The sequence below is a fragment of the Sphingobium sp. TomTYG74 genome (assembly GCF_055393875.1).
Map to the genome: position 1 here is coordinate 1,805,305 of NZ_AP027341.1, position 15,965 is coordinate 1,821,269.

13 protein-coding genes, 1 tRNA gene and 1 pseudogene are annotated in these 15,965 nt (G+C 63.0%); 7 read left to right on the forward strand and 8 right to left on the reverse strand.

The genetic code is table 11. From position 1 onward, the window contains the following. Positions 1 to 25 precede the first annotated feature (25 nt). Together ACZ5TB_RS09050 and ACZ5TB_RS09055 are read right to left on the reverse strand one after the other, a co-directional pair. Entirely contained in the window at positions 26 to 391 is a 366-nt protein-coding gene (locus tag ACZ5TB_RS09050) for an Mpo1-like protein (protein ID WP_464790994.1), read from the reverse strand. Between the two features lie 64 nt (positions 392 to 455). Continuing rightward, on the reverse strand, positions 456 to 1,427 hold the full coding sequence (locus tag ACZ5TB_RS09055) for a serine hydrolase (RefSeq protein ID WP_464790995.1): 972 nt from the start codon (positions 1,425 to 1,427) through the stop codon (positions 456 to 458). Between the two features lie 84 nt (positions 1,428 to 1,511). Here ACZ5TB_RS09055 and ung point away from each other — a divergent pair, with 84 nt between their 5' ends. Continuing rightward, positions 1,512 to 2,204 (forward strand): uracil-DNA glycosylase, encoded by a 693-nt coding sequence (gene ung / locus ACZ5TB_RS09060; protein ID WP_464790996.1) that lies wholly within the window; start codon positions 1,512 to 1,514, stop codon positions 2,202 to 2,204. Positions 2,205 to 2,332: 128 nt separating this feature from the next. Then, positions 2,333 to 3,333, forward strand: a pseudogene (locus ACZ5TB_RS09065) (IS30 family transposase). 92 nt (positions 3,334 to 3,425) lie between these two features. Here ACZ5TB_RS09065 and ACZ5TB_RS09070 read toward each other — a convergent pair. Further along, a complete protein-coding gene (locus ACZ5TB_RS09070; RefSeq protein ID WP_464778141.1) occupies positions 3,426 to 4,097 on the reverse strand; it encodes a spermidine synthase in 672 nt (223 codons plus the stop codon). 139 nt (positions 4,098 to 4,236) lie between these two features. On the opposite strand from ACZ5TB_RS09070, the gene ACZ5TB_RS09075 reads away from it, so the two are divergent. Next, on the forward strand, positions 4,237 to 4,683 hold the full coding sequence (locus ACZ5TB_RS09075; protein WP_196224477.1) for a hypothetical protein: 447 nt from the start codon (positions 4,237 to 4,239) through the stop codon (positions 4,681 to 4,683). A gap of 225 nt (positions 4,684 to 4,908) precedes the next feature. On the opposite strand, the gene rpoZ is transcribed toward ACZ5TB_RS09075, so the two are convergent. Beyond that, on the reverse strand, positions 4,909 to 5,253 hold the full coding sequence (gene rpoZ / locus ACZ5TB_RS09080; protein ID WP_196224478.1) for a DNA-directed RNA polymerase subunit omega: 345 nt from the start codon (positions 5,251 to 5,253) through the stop codon (positions 4,909 to 4,911). Positions 5,254 to 5,376: 123 nt separating this feature from the next. On the opposite strand from rpoZ, the gene ACZ5TB_RS09085 reads away from it, so the two are divergent. After that, the gene (locus ACZ5TB_RS09085; protein WP_464790997.1) at positions 5,377 to 6,579 is read left to right on the forward strand and encodes a phospholipase D-like domain-containing protein; all 1,203 of its coding nucleotides are present in this window, start codon (positions 5,377 to 5,379) and stop codon (positions 6,577 to 6,579) included. Between the two features lie 21 nt (positions 6,580 to 6,600). Here ACZ5TB_RS09085 and ald read toward each other — a convergent pair whose 3' ends face one another. After that, a complete protein-coding gene (gene ald, locus ACZ5TB_RS09090) occupies positions 6,601 to 7,716 on the reverse strand; it encodes an alanine dehydrogenase (protein ID WP_464790998.1) in 1,116 nt (371 codons plus the stop codon). Between the two features lie 225 nt (positions 7,717 to 7,941). Here ald and ACZ5TB_RS09095 point away from each other — a divergent pair. Continuing rightward, positions 7,942 to 8,032, forward strand: a tRNA-Ser gene (locus ACZ5TB_RS09095). A 63-nt stretch (positions 8,033 to 8,095) separates the two neighbouring features. Here ACZ5TB_RS09095 and ACZ5TB_RS09100 read toward each other — a convergent pair. Together ACZ5TB_RS09100 and ACZ5TB_RS09105 are read right to left on the reverse strand one after the other, a co-directional pair. Next, positions 8,096 to 10,213: a glycosyltransferase gene (locus ACZ5TB_RS09100; RefSeq protein ID WP_464790999.1), complete on the reverse strand. Its 2,118-nt coding sequence runs from the start codon at positions 10,211 to 10,213 to the stop codon at positions 8,096 to 8,098. Positions 10,214 to 10,219: 6 nt separating this feature from the next. Beyond that, positions 10,220 to 11,401 carry an HlyD family secretion protein gene (locus ACZ5TB_RS09105; RefSeq protein ID WP_464791000.1) on the reverse strand — a complete coding sequence of 394 codons (1,182 nt, stop codon included), beginning with the start codon at positions 11,399 to 11,401 and terminating at the stop codon, positions 10,220 to 10,222. Positions 11,402 to 11,944: 543 nt separating this feature from the next. On the opposite strand from ACZ5TB_RS09105, the gene ACZ5TB_RS09110 reads away from it, so the two are divergent. Next, complete coding sequence (locus ACZ5TB_RS09110) at positions 11,945 to 13,249, forward strand: NtaA/DmoA family FMN-dependent monooxygenase (protein ID WP_464791001.1); 1,305 nt, start codon at positions 11,945 to 11,947, stop codon at positions 13,247 to 13,249. 206 nt (positions 13,250 to 13,455) lie between these two features. After that, positions 13,456 to 13,902, forward strand: coding sequence for a nuclear transport factor 2 family protein (locus ACZ5TB_RS09115; protein ID WP_464791002.1), 447 nt, complete (start codon positions 13,456 to 13,458; stop codon positions 13,900 to 13,902). 6 nt (positions 13,903 to 13,908) lie between these two features. On the opposite strand, the gene ACZ5TB_RS09120 is transcribed toward ACZ5TB_RS09115, so the two are convergent. Further along, on the reverse strand, positions 13,909 to 15,777 hold the full coding sequence (locus ACZ5TB_RS09120; RefSeq protein ID WP_464791003.1) for an ABC-F family ATP-binding cassette domain-containing protein: 1,869 nt from the start codon (positions 15,775 to 15,777) through the stop codon (positions 13,909 to 13,911). Positions 15,778 to 15,965: the final 188 nt, after the last annotated feature.

Below are 15,965 nucleotides of genomic sequence, written 5' to 3' on the forward strand. Positions count from 1 at the left end.
TCAAGTCACTGGCGTGGGGGGTGCCTTAGAGGCTGAGGCGCTTGGCGGGGTCGACCGATCCGTCCGGGCGGACGCCTGCGCGGGCGAGATCACGGCGCATGCGTCCGGTGAGGAAGCGGAACCACATGCGGAAATCGGCGCGCAGGGACCAGAGGGGATGGCGGAGAGTGGCGGGCTGGTTGCGTTCGATCAGGGCGTGGGCGGCCCAGGCGAAGCCGTAACCGGCGACAGGCAGGGCCGGAAGCAACCACCAATGGCCGGTCAACGGCATCGCACCGAGCAGCAGGACAACGGTGCTGGTTCCCGCATAGTGCATCGCCCTTGTCGCGGGACGAGCATGTTCCTGAAGATAATAGGGCCAGAAATCGCTGAACGACGCGACATCGCGCATGTCATCCTCCCGCTGCGGGAAGACCGGGCTAGAGCCAAGTTCAATCCATGTTAAGAGCGATGCGTCAGGCCGTGCGCGATTCAGGGGCGAAAAGGAAATAGTCGTAGGCCGCTCGCGCCACTTCGGCCATGATGCGGTCGCGCGCGGCGTGGCCGCGATGATCCTTCATGACGAAGACGGAAATGGCGATCGGGCGGCCATCCGGCAGGGTGATGATGCCGGTGTCATTGCCGAGGCCATTGAGCGTGCCTGTCTTATGCGCGATCGGCGTGCCGGGCGGGAGCATGCCGACGAGACGCGCCTTGCCTGTCTTACAGCGGGCCATGATGCCGAGCAGCATGGCCGTGCTGCCCTTCTTCAACGCCTTGCCATGCTGGATGACGGCAAGCAGGTCGTTCATCGCGCGGGGCGTGGAGGTGTCGCGCGGATCGGCGGCGAAGGCGAGATTGGGCAGGTCCCGCGCATCCCGTGCCCGCGATGACAGACCGGTTTCGACGTCGTCCCCTGCCCCGCTCGCTCCCACCTTTGCGCGGGCGAGCAGTTGCGCTGTGTTGCTGTCCACCCGCTGGCCGCGAATGCCGAGCGACTGGAGCCAGCCATGGACCGCCTGCGGGCCGCCAGCGCGGGCGACGAGCGCGTCGGTCGCTTCATTGTCGCTGCGGGTGAGCATGAAGTCGAGCAAGGTCGTGATGGGCATCGGCGTGCCAAGGCGCGGGAGCTTTTCATCGAAACGCAGCGTGCCCGCATCGGCGAGCGACAATATCTTGCCGGCCACCGCGACCTTGTACGTGCTGGCCATGGGGAAGAGCGTGTCGCCATTCAGCTCCAGCGTCTCGCCATTGCGCAGGTCGCGCACCGCTATGCCGACCGTCCCGTCGCTGAGCGCGGCGAAACGGGTGAATTCGCCGAGAAGGCGCGATTGCACTGTCTGATGCACCACATTGGGCTGAGGGCCGAAAGCATCCGCCGTCGGCAGGGGCGCGAGAAACAGGCCGAGGCCCGCCAAAAGGGCGGTCGTGAAGGAGAGGCGCGGCATGATTTTCCTTTCCCTCATTTTCCGGCGCGGAGCAAGGCCGCCGTGCGGTTGACAGGCCGTTGCCGGGCAGGTCATCAGGCAGGCATGACCGCAACGATCAAGCTCGACGAAAGCTGGCGCGCGCCGCTGCGCGAGGAATTCGACCGCCCTTATATGCAGGCGCTTAAAACATTTCTGGAAGAGGAAAAGCGGCAGGGCAAACGCATATTCCCCAAGGGCAGCGAATATTTCCGCGCGCTGGACCTGACGCCACTGGGCCATGTGAAGGCGGTGATATTGGGGCAGGACCCCTATCATGGCGAGGGGCAGGCGCATGGGCTGTGCTTCAGCGTGCAGCCGGGGGTACGGACGCCGCCGTCGCTCAAGAATATCTACAAGGAGCTGAAGAGCGACCTGGGCATCGACCCGCCGCGCCATGGGTTTCTGGAGCATTGGGCGCGGCAGGGCGTGCTGTTGTTGAACAGTGTGCTGTCGGTCGAGATGGGGCGCGCTGCGTCACACCAGAAGCGCGGCTGGGAAGAGTTTACCGATGCGATCATTCGGCTGGTCAACGGCCAAGAGGAGCCGGTCGTGTTCCTGCTGTGGGGTGCTTATGCGCAGCGGAAGGCGGCGTTTGTGGATCAGGCGCGGCATCTGGTGTTGAAGACGGCGCACCCTTCACCGCTGTCGGCGCATAACGGTTTTTTGGGGTGTCGGCATTTCTCGCAGGCCAATGCCTTTTTGGAGGCGAAGGGGCGTGGGGGGATTGATTGGGCTTTGCCGGAATGTGGGGTTTGATGGGCATTGAGCGCCACTGATCGTCATGTCAGCGGAGGCTGGCATCTCGGGAGGTAGCGTTCGGCCAAGCCGCATGAGATCCCCTGAGTTCACGGAACAAGTGCAACACCTGCTAGGGTGTTGTTGCGATGGGACAGAGATATGGCCAGCTCAGCCTTGAGGAGCGGATCGAGATTTACCGCCTGCATGCAGGCAAATCGCAAAGAGCCATAGCGGCGCATCTCGGGCGGGCGCCAGCTACGATCAGTCGCGAACTGCGGCGCAACAGCGTGCGAACCAAGGTCTGGCCCGGTGGCTATGAGCCTGTCCGCGCCCAGCAGCTTGCCGAACGCAGGCGCCGATGGGATTGCCGCTTCAAGCTGGAACGCCAACCGGACCTGCGCGGCCTTGTGAGGGACGGCCTTGCGATGGGATGGTCCCCCGAGCAGATCGCAGGCCGATTGACGCGCGAACATGGTCGCACCCTCATCAGCCCTGAGTCAATCTACCGCTTCATCTACCACCGTTCGGCACAGAAGGATTATTGGCACCGCCTGCTGCCGCGCGCCCGGCACAGGCGCGGTCACCCTGTCCCTACCGGCGGGAGCATGCTCGACATCATCAAGCATCGCCGCTCCTTGAGCGAGCGCCCTCCTGACGCCGATGATCGGCAAAGCCCAGGCCATTGGGAAGCCGATTTCATGCTGTTTGCCCGCTATGGCCAGGCCATCCTCGTCGCCCATGAACGCGCCTCCCGGTCACGATCATCCACCGGCCACAGGATCGAAAGGCCCCAAGAACCGCAGGCCATCTGGCGGACATGCTGGCCGACCTGCCCAAAACCCTCCGGCGCTCCATCGCTTTCGACAATGGACCAGAGTTCGCCCGGCATCACCAGCTCGCAAGCCAGATCGGCATCCAGACCTTCTTCTGCGATGTCCGATCACCCTGGCAAAAAGGCGGCGTCGAAAATGCCATCGGACGCCTCCGCCGCAGCCTGCCGCGCAAAACCAACCTCGATGCCATCACCCCCGATGACATCCTCGCCGCCGTACAGCGATACAATCATACGCCAAGAAAATGCCTCGACTTCCTTACTCCCGCAGAGGCATTCTCACGCTTCAATCCAAATGTTGCACTTCAAACGTGAATCTACATCCTAGCTTCCGCTGGGATGACGAAGTTTTGACAACGGGAAGAGGTTGTCGCGCCCCTCTCCCGCTTACGGGAGAAGGGTTAGGATTACCGCTTTTGGGCGAACCAGATGACGTGGCGCGGGCCTTTGCCATTATCGCGGGCTTTGACCGCTACCTCATCGACCAGAAAGCCCGCGTCGCGCAGGCGGCGGGTGAAGGCGGCGTCGGGGGCGGCGGACCAGATGGCGAGGATGCCGCCGGGCTTGAGCGCTGCCTTGGCGGTGGCGAGGCCAGCGGAGGAATAGAGCCGATCGTTGGCGGGCGCGGTGAGGCCGTCGGGGCCGTTGTCTACGTCGAGGAGAATAGCGTCGTAGCGTTGCTGGCTGGCGGCGATCTCTGCCGCGACATCGCCTTCGATCAGGGTGACACGCGGGTCCTCCAGACAACCTGCCGCCAGTTCGACCATCGGACCCCGTGCCCATTCGATGATCTTGGGCACCAGTTCGACGACCGTAGCGCGACCGTCCTGCCCCATGCCCGCCAGCGCCGCGCGCAGGGTAAAGCCCATGCCGTAACCGCCGATCAGGAGATGCGGCGCTTTTCGGCCCTTCAGGCGCTCAAGCGACATGACGGCTAACGCCTTTTCCGAACCGCTCATGCGGCTGCTCATCAGCTCGTTGCGCTCGAGAACGATCATGTGATCGCCGCCCCGGCTATAGAGCTTCAGTTCCTGTCCGCCCGGCACGGCGGCGGTGTCGATGAGTATGCGAGGGGTCACTGGCAGGTCCTTGTGTCGATGGCCCCGCATGGCAGCTTGCTTGAGCCGAGGCAAATCATCAAAGGCTGGCGCAAGAGGCGCCCTGCCCCTATCTCGCGGACAGCCCCTTCACCCCTTTCCAGCAGGCAGTTCTTTTTTCATGCGCTATTTCCTCGACACCGAATTCAACGGATTTGCAGGCGCGCTGATCAGCGTCGCGCTGGTGCCGGAATTTGGCGACGATGAATTTTACGTGTCGCTGCCGCTGGCGGAGGAGCCGCATGGCTGGGTGCAGCGCAACGTCATCCCCTATCTGCGCCATGTGCCGCCGGGGATCGACATGGAGTTGAGCCGGGTCGAGGCTGCGCATCATCTGGCCGATTATCTGGCGGGTGATCCGGAGCCGGTGATCGTCGCGGACTGGCCGGAGGATCTGGCGCATTTCTGCGCGCTGCTGGTGACCGGGCCGGGGCAGATGGTGGATATGAACGGGTTGCAGTTGCAGCTGGTGAATGCGGCGGGATTTAGTGCGGCGGCGAATAGCAGGATACCGCATAATGCGCTGCATGATGCGCGGGCTTTGCGGGATTTTTGTTTGGGGGGGTGAAAATATCAAATCCTCCCTGCGCTGAAGGCGTGGGGAGGGGGACCAGCCGCAGGCTGGTGGAGGGGAAACAGCGCAGGTCGTGCCATTTCCCCTCCACCACCGCTGCGCGGCGGTCCCCCTCCCCATCTAGCGATGGGGAGGATTTGATGAGGCCCCAAAACGGATCGAGGCCCGGTCCTGCTTGCGCAGGCCGAGCCTCATTCCCTCTCCGAACCGGTGGACGGATCAGCCGTCGTAGTCGCCGCCGACATTCTGGTTGCGCGGCGGGGCGGCGGCGGTGAGGCGCAGGGCCTCTGCCGACTGGGCGATCGATCCGATTTCGTCCGGCGTGTCGTCGTCGTCGATCTGCACCTTTTGCAGCGAGCCGACGAGCGAATCATGCAATTCGGCCGGGAGAACGGTTTCTTCAGCGATCTCGCGCAGGGCGACGACCGGGTTTTTATCGCGGTCGCGGTCCAACGTCAGTTCAGCGCCACCGGAAATCTCACGGGCGCGCTGCGCCGCAAGCAGGACGAGGTCAAAACGGTTGGTAACCTTGTCGACGCAGTCTTCGACGGTAACGCGGGCCAAACGGGCGCTCCTGGCAAAATGATGGAAATCGTGAGGCCTGCGCCTATCAGCGGGCGGGCGGGGAGTCAATGAAAAGCCCATAAAGCCGTGGCGCATAGCGGCAATTAGGCGCATGAACGGGATATGGCGACCAACCGGCAGTCCCCAGCGAAGAGCGACGAGGCCGGGATCGGCCTGTCCATCCGGGGGCACCGGCTGGACGTGATCGAACACGGTCCCGCCCTGCGAGAGACGTTGATCGGCCTGATCGATGGCGCGCGGGACAGCCTGAAGCTCTATTATTACATCTTCGCCGCAGATGAGAGCGGGCGGATGGTGCTGGACCGGCTGATCGCGGCCCGGGGGCGCGGCGTTGCCGTGACGTTGATGATCGATGCGTTCGGATCGGCCGACACCCCGGTCGCCTTCTTCGACCCACTGATCAAGGCGGGAGGACGGTTTGGCCGATTCGGCGCGCGGCGGTCGACCCGCTATCTGATCCGTAACCATCAGAAGATGACGATCGCGGACGATCGGCGGCTGCTGCTGGGTGGGTTCAATGTGGAGGATGGCTATTTCGGATTGCCCGAAGAGGATGCCTGGGTGGACCTGGGCCTTCTGATCGACGGGCCGCAGGTCGCGGCGATGACCAACTGGTACGGGCAGCTGTGGCGGTGGGTATCGACCAGCAAGCAGAGTTTCCGCACAATGCGGCGGATGGTGCGGCATTGGCACCCGTCGTTGCACCATGACCCCGATGATCCGATGCGATGGCTGATCGGCGGGCCGACCCGGCGCTTAAGCCCCTGGGCGCAGGTGGTGAAGCATGACCTGGAACATGCGCGGCGGGTGGACATGGTGGCCGCTTATTTCTCGCCCGGACGCGGCATGTTGAAACGCATTGCGCGCGCGGCGCGGCGGGAGGGTGCTCGGCTGATCCTGCCGTCCCGGTCGGACAATGGCGCGACGGTCGCGGCGGCGCGGCTGCTCTATGGACCGTTGCTGCGGCGCGGGGTGGAGATATGGGAATATCAGAAGCGCAAGCTGCACATGAAGCTGATCGTCATTGATGACGCGGTCTTCATCGGATCAGCCAATTTCGACATGCGCAGCCTGTTCCTGAATCTGGAGATCATGCTGCGGATCGAGGACAAGGCGCTGGCGGACGAAGCGAGGGACTTCATCAGCCGCCGGGCCGAGGAAAGCCGACAGATCACGCTGGAACGATACAAGGCGCAGCGCGGGGTGCTGACTTTGGTGAAGCAGTGGATCAGCTATTTCCTGGTGGGAGTGGTGGATTACACCGTCACCCGGCGGTTGAACTTCCGCAATCCGGACGCGGATTAGGGGGGCGCCCCGGGGCGGACATCAGGCCAGCGCGTCCTCCGCCGGGGTAAAGGGCAGGTCCAGCGCCTGAGCCACCGCCTGATAGGTCACTTTGCCGTCCCAGACGTTGAGCCCCGCGAGCAGATGCGGGTCGGATTGCAGCGCCTTCTTCCACCCCAGATCGGCGATGCGCAGCGCATGCGGCAGGGTGACGTTGTTGAGCGCGTAGGTGCTGGTGCGCGCGACCGCGCCGGGCATGTTGGCGACGCAATAATGGACAATGCCATCGACGATATAGGTGGGATCGGCATGGGTGGTAGGATGGCTGGTTTCGAAACAGCCGCCCTGATCAATCGCGACATCGACCAGCACGGAGCCTTTCTTCATGGTCTTGAGCATGTCGGCGCTGACCAGCTTGGGCGCGGCGGCTCCGGGGATCAGCACGGCGCCGATGACGAGGTCCGCGTCCGCCACGCATTCAGCGAGATTGGCACGGTTGGAAAAGCGGGTCTTGGCCCGTGCCTCGAAATAGATGCCGAGCCGCTCCAGCACTTCGGGGCTGCGGTCGAGTATGGTCACGTCCGCGCCGAGGCCCGCCGCCATCTGCGCCGCGTTGAAGCCGACGACCCCGCCGCCGATGACGCAGACCTTGGCCGGGAGCACGCCGGGCACGCCGCCGAGCAGCACGCCCCGCCCGCCATTCGCCTTTTCCAGCGCCGTCGCGCCCGCCTGAATCGACATGCGCCCGGCTACCTGACTCATCGGCTTTAAGAGCGGGAGGCCGCCGCTTGCATCGGTGACTGTTTCATAAGCGATGCAGACAGCGCCCGACGCCAGGAGGTCACGGGTCTGGTCCGGGTCGGGCGCGAGATGAAGGTAGGTGTAGAGTATCTGGCCCGGGCGCAGCATGGCGCGCTCCTCAGGCTGCGGCTCCTTCACCTTCACGATCATTTCGGCCGCTTCGAACACGTCGCGCGCGCTCGGGACGATCTCGCCCCCGGCTCTGGCATAGAGCGCATCATGCGCGCCAATCCCCTCCCCCGCGCCGTTTTCGACCAGCACCCGGTGGCCATGCGCGGTCAATTCATGCACGCTCTCAGGCGTCAGGCCGACGCGATATTCGTGATTTTTGATCTCCCTGACCGTGCCTACAATCATGTTCAGCCTTTCCGTTCCGGAGAGATGCCGCATCTGGATAAGGTATCGCCGGAAATGGGACGTTTGTTCCTGAATGTAGGTTGCGGCCGGCCATTTGCCTATCCGTCAGGGTCTACGTAGCGCGACGACGGGTGACGTAGCGCCGCGAAATTGAAGCAGGAAAGTCGCGGCATCCCCTTGCCACCCGCCGCGCCGCACGATAGGGAGCCGCCTTCCAGTGCATGCGGAGCGGTGGCCGAGTGGTCGAAGGCGCTCGCCTGGAAAGTGAGTATACGTCAAAAGCGTATCGAGGGTTCGAATCCCTCCCGCTCCGCCACCACCTTGTGAAAAGCCTAGAAGCGGAATGTGATCCTGTTGGACAACCCGTTCTTGATCGGATTCAGGCTGCCCGAGTTACCCTGTCGTTGCCGGGCCTATCGCGCTCAGGCGCTATTTTGGGTCCTTGGAGCGCAGATGGGACGACACGCGTGGTTGCGCTTAATTTCTCAGGCGCCGGATCCCTGTCGGCGATACGGGAATGCACTTCAGTGGTCCGAAGATCCGCCAGCCAGAGGCGTTTGGCGACAGCCAGAGCAGCGGCGGCCGCGGAGGGGCGAACGGCATTGATCCGGATTTCGTTCGTGAACAGCGCGACGATCAGCCGGTCACGGATTTCCTCTGAATGAAAGTCGAACTCAATGCCAAGGCGCCTGCCCGAACGGCGGACAAATCCGCGCAACAGGCCGACGTCCGGCAACACGACCTCGACGCGCTCGCCGACACTCAGGTCCGCCGGTTCCGCAAGCTCCAGCCCAAGACCGGAGATGGAAATGTCGCCCCTATCTGACCGGATCATCTGTCCCTGCGCGCTCAGAATCGTCACTGCCTGCCGCAGCGCGAAGCGCTCCTCGCCCCGGACACGCGGCTTTTCCAGGCACATCATGGCAACCAGCAGGAGGATGAACATGTTCACGATCGTCCAGAAGGTCACCATCGGCAGCAGACCGACCTGCGACACGACCCGATATTCCGGCGTAACATTGATCATCAGGCCAGCGAAACTGAGCGCCTGGAGGCCAAGCGCTACGAACAATATCGTTCTCTCCCATGGATTCCCGCCCGCGTCGGACCCTTTGGGCGTGACCTTGAAGACAAGGCCTTTGGGACGGAACAATGTTTGCAGGGCAACGGGCAGAATGCGGAAGGTCTGGAACAGCGACAAAATTTGCGCGGCAAGCGGGTAATAGCGCCCCGGCGCCAGCAGCGTGATGCCGCTCAGCATTGCGACGATCAGCGGCAGGACATAGTGAATGACCGCTTCCAGATCGATGCCGACCATCGGAGCCAGATTGAACAGCATGAAGCAGATGGGCGTCAGCACGGTGAACATGGATTGGAGGCCCTGCGTGATCCATGCGCTGGGCAGGAACAGCAGGCGATAGCGCAGTTTCAATCCTGGCCCCAAAGGACCTTCTTTTAGATACAGTATCTGGATCGCACCCTGCGCCCAGCGCTGACGCTGCACAAAGAAGGCGGTCGTGCTTTCCGGAGCGAGGCCAAAGGCCAGAGGCTCATTCAGATAGCGGGTGACATAACCCTGCCGCAAGCTGGCCAGCGTCAGCAGCATGTCTTCGGTGATCGATCCTTCCGGCAGCCCTCCGCCGATCGATTCAAACAAGGTCCTGCGCGTCACGGAGTTCGATCCGCAGCAAAAGGCGGCGTCCCAACCGTCGCGGCCCGGCATGATCGCTTCGAAGAAAAATCGCTGATCGTCCGGCATGGCCTGTTGCAGGCCCAGATTGGTCTGCATGGGGTCGTGATTGTAGAAGCTGTGCGGAACCTGGACGATGCCAATCCGCTCGGATTCGAAAAAGCCCATGGTGCGCAGCAGGAAGTCTCGGCGTGGCACGAAGTCGGCGTCGAACACCGCCACGAACGGCGCGTCGGTGACCGTCAGCCCGTGATTGATATTGCCGGCCTTCGCGCCTTTATTGTCCGGCCGGTTGATGTAGCCAGCCCCCTTGGCCACGCACAGGTCGCGTACCCAGGGTCGCCGACCATCGTCCAGCACCCATATGCGCGCGTCCGGCCAGTCGAGGGCGAGACAGCCGAGGATGGATTTTTCCAGCACTTCGCGCGGTTCATTATAGGTGGCTATGAAAACATCCACCGGGGATAAATTCAGCGGGTCTTCTTCCCATGCAGCGCGCAGCCGTGCCTCCCCAGCATCAGCTTCCGCCGACCGGTCTCGCGGCCGGGAGAGGATTGCCAGCAAGATCGCGCCATCGAACAGTGCGGCACTTTCCACCAGCAGACAGGTCAGCGGCCACCATAGCTTGCCCGCACCCTCGCCCCAGGGAATCGTCTGTGAGATCCGCCACTGCAGATAATAGACAATGGTGCATCCAATCGTCGCGACCAGCCCCGCACGCCACGGCCATATCTTGCCGAAAAGCAGCAGGAAGCCCACCAGCAACGCCAGAGGCGCGAAGGGCGCAGTCGTAGCGATGCCGGACATGTGCCTTCAGAGCCTGCGGCTGAACCGGACCTCGGCCAAACGCCCCACATCGCATTTGCGCGCGGCATCGATCTGCCGGGGTTCGGGCGCTGGCAGGGCGACGTCGACCAGGATCTCCCGATCCTCCGGCAACGAATAGGTGGATGCGGCCAGCAATTCCTCCCTGCGCCGCCCCGCCGCGCCAGTGATGTTCACGACCTGCCCCTTGAGCCATTGATCGGAACCGATCATACGAACGTCGGCTGGCGTGCCAGGACCAATCACTTCAGCCTTCCGCTCTGGAAGGGCGACCTGGACGAAGCGCCGACGGCAATCGATCAGGTCGAGCACCGGCTCGCCCGCGCGAATGGCGGCGCCGGGGCTGGCGACCGCCGCCCATACCAAAGTTCCCGCCGGGGCACGATAACCCGCCCGCGCCAGCGCGTCCTTCAATCTCAGACTGGCCTGACGGTAACGGGCAGTCGCGTCGCTCAACGTCTTTTCGACCGCCTGCTTCTGCAAGAGCAGACGATCACCCTGCTGCACCGCATAGGGCGCGTCATTATAACTGTCGCCGATGAACACGCCGGATTGCGCGGCACTGCGGGTAACCTGAATGGCCCGCAGCCTGGCGGCGGCGCTGCTACAATTGCTGCTCTTGAGCGATGCGGCGGCTTCCGCCTTCTGCACCCCGGCGGGCGATATGAAGCCCCGCGCCGCCAGAACGCGCGTGCGGGCAAGGTTGGCGGCTTGCTCTGCGCGTTCGGCCTGGCACCCCGCGAGATCTGCCTGCGCGGAGTCGCGATCAGCGGTAAGGCGCATTGCCATCGCGCCGGAAAAAAGCGTCGCGCGCTGCTCCAATCGCTGACTTTGGCCGTTCAGTTCCGCCAGTTGCCGTTCGCTGAGCGCCATTTCCGCCTTTGCCATATCGGCTTCCGCCTTCAGATCGGCGACCTCGCCCGTATCTTGGGACAAATCCAACAAATGGATTCCAGTGGCTTTGTCGAAATAATGGCCGTTCGTCGGCAAATCGGCGACTGTCCCGTCGGCAGCGGCCGTAAGCCTGATCAGGGGAGCGTTGATCGCCGCTTGGGTGGACACGTCGTTCAACACATAGGGCGCGAATCCCATCGCGCCACCGCCGATCAGGGCGGCGGCCAATATGATACGCGTCTTTCGCTCGCGTAAAAGATTTTGAATATCAATCATTTTCGCCGCTGACCCGCTGCCTTTTTACACTCTTCCGAAGCGTAACATCGGATAGTTAGCGGCGCGTTAATGACGTCTCGCGAGTGCCCTCTTGTGCCGGTTCTGTGAGTCCGCCACCACCCCTAGTAACCGCGTATATAAACCGCGCGATCTGTCAGACCGTCATTCGTCCCAGCGGAGCGGGTAAATCGTCGCTCGCGCGCGCCTTGATCGGTGCCTGGCGGCTAGCGCATCGGCCTTGCGCGCGCATTATATGGCGATCCGTTTTTCGTACTGCTGGACGAGCCCAACTCCAATCTGGATAGCGAGGGCGAAGCCGCGCTGGCCGCCGCGATCGAAACGGTGCGAGCGATGCTCGAAACGCTGCCTTTTTTGAAACGCCTCGAACCGGAATTGCTTCTACCACTTGACAAAGGTTGATATTCGTCAACTATTAGGAGCAGATGGCCGGGTAGTTGTGCCTCAACAGATGATCTGCCGTAAGGGCGCCTGGCCACCGTTTGAAAATGCTAATGAGATAAACCTTAGAGAGAGTATCAGGCTATGGCCCACACGAAGTTCCACCTTGGCTATTTCACGAAGTTCGGCGCGACTTCCTGGCCGGGCGATGGCAAGGAGTTTGGCTCGCAGTGGGCGGATGGTTCCTATCATAAGGAACTGGCCAAGATGCTGGAGGCAGCGAAGTTCGACTTCGTCTTCTTCGAAGACAGCCTGATCGTTGGCGATCGCTATGGTGGCTCGATGGAGCTGGACCTCAAGAATGCGACACTGTCGCCCAAGCTCGACCCCATGCCGCTGCTGCCGGTGATGGCGCAGGAAACATCGCATATCGGCCTGATCGCGACGGCTTCGACGACCTTCTATCCGCCCTATATCCTCGCGCGCTTGCTTTCGACGATCGACTCCCTGACGAAGGGACGCGCGGGGTGGAACATGGTGACGTCGAGCGAGAAGAACGCCGCGCTGAACTTCGGCATGGAGAAACTGCTGCCGCCGAACGAGCGGTATGACATTGCCGATGAGTTCGTCGAGCTGGTCAAGAAGCTGTGGGATAGCTGGGAAGAGGGCGCGCTGGTCGCGAACACGGAAACGGGTGTCTATGTCGACCACACCAAGGTCCACACGGTCAATTTCGAGGGCAAGCATTTCCGTTCGCGCGGGCCGCTGAACACGCTGCGATCGCCGCAGGGCTATCCGGTTCTGGCGCAAGCGGGCGCGTCCGAGCGTGGACGGCAGTTTTCGTCCAAAAATGCCGAAGTCGTGCTGGGCATGATGACCGGCGGCGTTCCGGGCATGAAAGCCTATCGCCAGGATATTCGGGACCGCGCCGAAGCGCAGGGCCGCAATCCCGACGACATCAAGGTCTTCTTCCTGACGCCCGTGGAAATCTTCCCCGAAGGCGGCGAGCGGCCCGAAATGAGCGAGGCCGAAAAGCAGGCTTCGTTCGAGCATAATATCGTGATGGCTTCGTCGTCGCTGGACGTGGACTTCTCGCTCTACGACGTGGATGCGCCCGTGCCGCAGGATATCGTGGCAGGCGGTCACACCAGCGCCCTTGAGTTCATGAAGAAGGCGGGCCGGGAAGAGGGTAAATCCCTTCGCGACCTGTTCTCCGTCGGGAAGGGTGCGAGCGGCATGGACTTCAGCGGCACCGTGGAACAGGTAGCCGAAAAGATGATGGCGGTGATGGACGAAGTGGGCGGCGACGGGTTCCTGATCGAAGGATCGGGCTACAACCATCAGCTTGCCGATCTGGTCAACGGCGTCATCCCTACCCTTCAAAAGGCGGGCGCGGTGCGCACCGAATATGAGGGCACGACGCTGCGCGAAATCCTGCGCGAATTCTGACGCGATTGGCGTGGAGCGGTTGCGCTGCTCCACGCCCTCCTCAATCTTGAGGCTGGAGCGCGCCCGCACATAGCGGCGCGCTCGAGTTGTTTTGGCAATATGTGGCGGCTCTGGCTCACGCGAGCCATCGCTTGGAACGTGGCATCCGCTGCGTTAGGGTCCTCCCCAAACGGCCACAAAGTCGTGCACACATGTGGGAGGAACGTTTGACCGAAACCGACAAGATCGCTGCGACTTTGGCGATATATGCGCTGAAGGCGCGCTACTTCCGGTCCATGGACAATAAGGATTGGCCTGCGTTGGAAGCTGTCTTTGCGCCCGACCTCATCGCCGATTTCCGCGATGCCGCTGGGGAACGGGACGAGAGCATGCTGATCCACGGCGCTGCGCCTTATATGGCACGCTTGGCGCCGATGCTGGAGCAGGTCACAACCGTTCACCACGGCCATATGCCCGAAATCCACATCGAGACCGACAGCCAAGCCAGCGGCATCTGGGCGATGGAGGACAAGCTGTGGGTGCAGGAAGGCTCACCCCTGCCCTTCCGCTGGATGCATGGCTATGGCCATTATCACGAACGCTATGTGCGGCTGGCCGACGGCTGGCGCATCAGCGCAATCCGCCTGACGCGCCTCCGCATCGACGCGGGCTGACGGCCGTTAGAGTTCCTCCAACGCGGCGCTCGCTTCGATCCAGCTTTCCTCGATCGTTTCCAGCTTCTTTTCGACCGAGGCGCGGCGGACCATGAGGTCGGTCGTGGTCATTTTCGCCTCAGCACCCGTCGCTGCCTTGGGATCGAACAACGCCTGATCGATCCGGCTGCGTTCGGCGGATAGCGTGGCCATTTCCTTTTCGGCCTTGCTGACCGCTGCCTTGAGGCTCTTCTGCTTTTCGCGCCATTCGGCTGCGTTGCGCTTTTCCGCCTTTCGATCCGCCTTGGGCGCGTCCCCGCCGCTGCTGCCGCCATCCGCCTTGCGCAAGATGATGTCGGTATAGTCCTCCAGACTGCCGTCGAACGGCTGGGCCGTGCCGCCATCCACCAGGACGAGGCGATCGGCCACCAGTTCGATCATGTGGCGGTCGTGGCTGACGATCACGACAGCGCCCGAATATTCATTGAGCGCCTGCACCAGCGCTTCGCGGCTATCGACGTCCAAGTGGTTGGTCGGTTCGTCGAGGATCAGGAGGTGCGGCGCATCGCGGGTGATCAGTGCCAGCGCCAGCCGCGCGCGCTCGCCGCCCGACATGGAGCCGACCTGCTGCGTCGCGCGCTCGCCCGAAAAGCCGAAGCGGCCGAGTTGCGCGCGGACGGCGCCCGGCGTCGCGCCCTTCATGACGCGCGTCATATGCTGGAGCGGCGTGTCGGAAATGTCGAGCTCCTCCACCTGATATTGGGTGAAATAGCCGACATTCATCTTGGCCGAGCTGTTCATCGACCCTTCCATCGGCGCCAGCTGTGCCGCGATCAGGCGCGCGAGGGTCGTCTTGCCGTTACCGTTGCGGCCGAGAAGCGCCAGCCGGTCGTCGGGATCGATGCGCAGGTTCACGCGGCGCAGCACCGGCGTGTCGCCATAGCCGACCGCCGCCATGTCCATGGTGATGAGCGGCGGGCGCAGTTCGGGCGGGCTGGGAAAGGCGAAGGACAGCGACGGATCCTCGATCGCGGCGGCGATGGGCTGCATCTTCGCTAGCGCCTTGGCGCGCGACTGGGCCTGCTTGGCGGTCGAGGCGCGGGCAGAGTTGCGGGCGACATAATCCTGCAATTTCTCGCGCTCGGCCTGTTGCTTTACGCGCGCGGCCTCCTGCTGGGCGAGGCGTTCGGCCCGCTGCCGTTCGAACGCGTCGTAACCGCCGGGATAAAGGGTGATCTTCCCGCCTTCCAGATGCAGGATATAATCGACCACATTGTTGAGCAGGTCGCGCTCATGGCTGATCACCACCACGGTGCCGCGATAATTTTTGAGGAAGCTTTCCAGCCACATCGTGGCTTCGAGATCGAGGTGGTTGCTGGGTTCGTCGAGCAGCAGCAGGTCGGGCTCGGAAAAGAGCAGCGCGGCGAGCGCGACACGCATTTTCCAACCGCCCGAATAGCTGTCGAGCGGGCGTCCCTGCATTTCTTCGTCAAAGCCAAGGCCCACGAGAATGCGGGCGGCACGAGCGGGCGCGGTATAGGCGTCGATCGCCATCAGCCGCTCGTAAATATGGCCGAGGCGATCGGGGTCATGCGTCGCTTCGCTCTCCGCCATCAGCGCGGCGCGTTCCTTGTCGGCGGCCAGCACGGTCTCGAAGGGCGTCGCCGTGCCGGTGGGCGCTTCCTGCGCGATATAGCCCAGGCGCGTGTCGCGCGGCATGTCGCAACCGCCGTCGTCGGGGTCGAGTTGCCCGATCATGACCTTCATCAGCGTGGACTTGCCCGCGCCGTTGCGGCCGATCAAACCCACGCGGCTGCGCGGCGGCAGCGCGGCACTGGCGCGGTCGATGATGGTACGGCCACCCAGCCGCACGGTGATGTCCCTGATATTCAGCATGGGGCGCCCTGTAGCAGAGCCGCGCAAGGTGGTGAAGGTGCGGGCTGGGAGTTTTACAGCCGGGCAAGGCCTTGCGAAGTTCACGCCGTTGTGGCCGACGCATTTGCGTGGATACGGACGGGTGGTGTCGATTTCGCAATAGGAGAATTTTTGCGAAATAAGGCCCCGGACCCATAAGGCGGGGAAGG